The 1,569-nt window shown below is 74.6% G+C and carries 1 protein-coding gene; it reads right to left on the minus strand.

Features of this window, described 5'->3' with window-relative positions; translation table 11 throughout:
- Positions 1-309: 309 nt before the first annotated feature.
- Positions 310-1,203: an NmrA family transcriptional regulator gene (locus ACFV4F_RS42915; protein WP_380511396.1), complete on the minus strand. Its 894-nt coding sequence runs from the start codon at positions 1,201-1,203 to the stop codon at positions 310-312.
- Positions 1,204-1,569: the final 366 nt, after the last annotated feature.

The raw sequence follows: 1,569 nt of genomic DNA on the forward strand, positions 1-1,569 counted from the left end.
CCGGCATCACCGAGACGTCGAAGGCGAAGAACAGGCCCGCCATCAGGCCCATCGCGATGGTCGCCGCCACCAGCACGGGCCCGGCGGCCTTGCCCCGGGCGGCGACGGGGGCGGCGGGGGCGCCGTAGGCGGCGTGGAAGGTGGAGGGTGGTGCGGTCTGGTCGGAGCGCATCAGGGGCTTCCTTCGGGTTCACCCGGTCCCCGCGGGCGCGGGGACTCTCACGGGCGGTGCTACGGAAAGCAGTTCGGGGGGCGGCGGGAGGAGTGGCGGGCCGCCGGCACCCCGGTGCGCGGGCTCGGGGCTCCCATTCAGACCTCCCACACGCCGGCCGCCGCCGCCTCGCGGGCGAAGTCGGCGAAGTCCCTCGGCTCCCGGCCCAGCGCCCGGCGCACCCCGTCCGCGGTGTGGGCGTTGCGGCCGTCCAGGATCATCGAGAACAGCTCCGCGAAGTCCCCCGGCAGGCCCTCCCGCGCCAGGACCGCCCGGTACTCCTCGACCGACACCGGCACGAACCGCACCTCCCGGCCGGTCGCCCGCGACAGCTCCGCCGCCACGTCCGCGTACGAGAGCAGCCGGGGGCCCGTCAGCTCGTACACCTCGCCGTCGTGCCCGTCCTCGGTGAGCGCCGCGACCACCACGTCCGCGATGTCGTCCGCGTCCACGAACGGCTCGACCGCGTCGCCCACCGGCAGCGCCAGCTCACCGGCGCGCACCGGGTCGAGGAAGAAGCTCTCGCTGAAGTTCTGGTCGAACCACGCGCAGCGCACCACCGTCCAGCGGGCGCCGGCCTCCATCACGGCCTTCTCCCCCGCCTCGGCCGCCTCCTCGCCGCGGCCCGACAGGAGCACCAGCTTCGCCACGCCCCGGCGGGCCGCGAGCCGGGCGAAGGCGCCCACCGACTCGACCGCGCCCGGGAAGGCGAGGTCCGGGTAGTAGGTGAGGTAGGCCGCGCCGACGCCCTCCAGCGCCGCTTCCCACGTCGTCTCGTCGTTCCAGTCGAACGGCACGTCGGCGGCGCGCGAGCCGATCCGGACGGTCCGGCCGCGGGCGGCCAGCCGGTCCGCGACGCGCCGACCGGTCTTGCCGGTGCCGCCGACCACCAGGACCGTCGAGCGGTCGTCCTGGGCGGCCCGGGCGGTCTGCGCGCCCTCGGCGGTCTGGATGCTGTTGCGGTTGCCTGCGTTCTGCGAGTTCGTCGTCATGGCATCCAGTCAAATCCACTCCGGGACGACGAACCATGGCCACCAGGCTCAGGTGCATGTCCACGCGTCTAGACCCGTCTCCGGGGCCCGCACTCCGGGCTCCCGGGGCCCGCACTCGATCAGAACACGGTGCGTAGCGGCGCGACTACTACTCTCCACCCGGCTTCGAGCGGGCCTTGAGCGGCCGTCGAGGCGCGCGGTGACAGGACGGCAGGACGGGAGGACGGCAGGACGGGAGGACGGCAGGACGGGAGGACGGCAGGACGGGAGGGCACGCGAACGGCGGGGCGCGGCCGGTGCTGCCCGGCTGCGCCCCCCCCCTGACGCGGGGGGGGGGCGGCGGTAAGCAGACTAGAAAAATAAAAC

Source organism: Kitasatospora sp. NPDC059722, assembly GCF_042733235.1.
Classification (GTDB): domain Bacteria; phylum Actinomycetota; class Actinomycetes; order Streptomycetales; family Streptomycetaceae; genus Kitasatospora.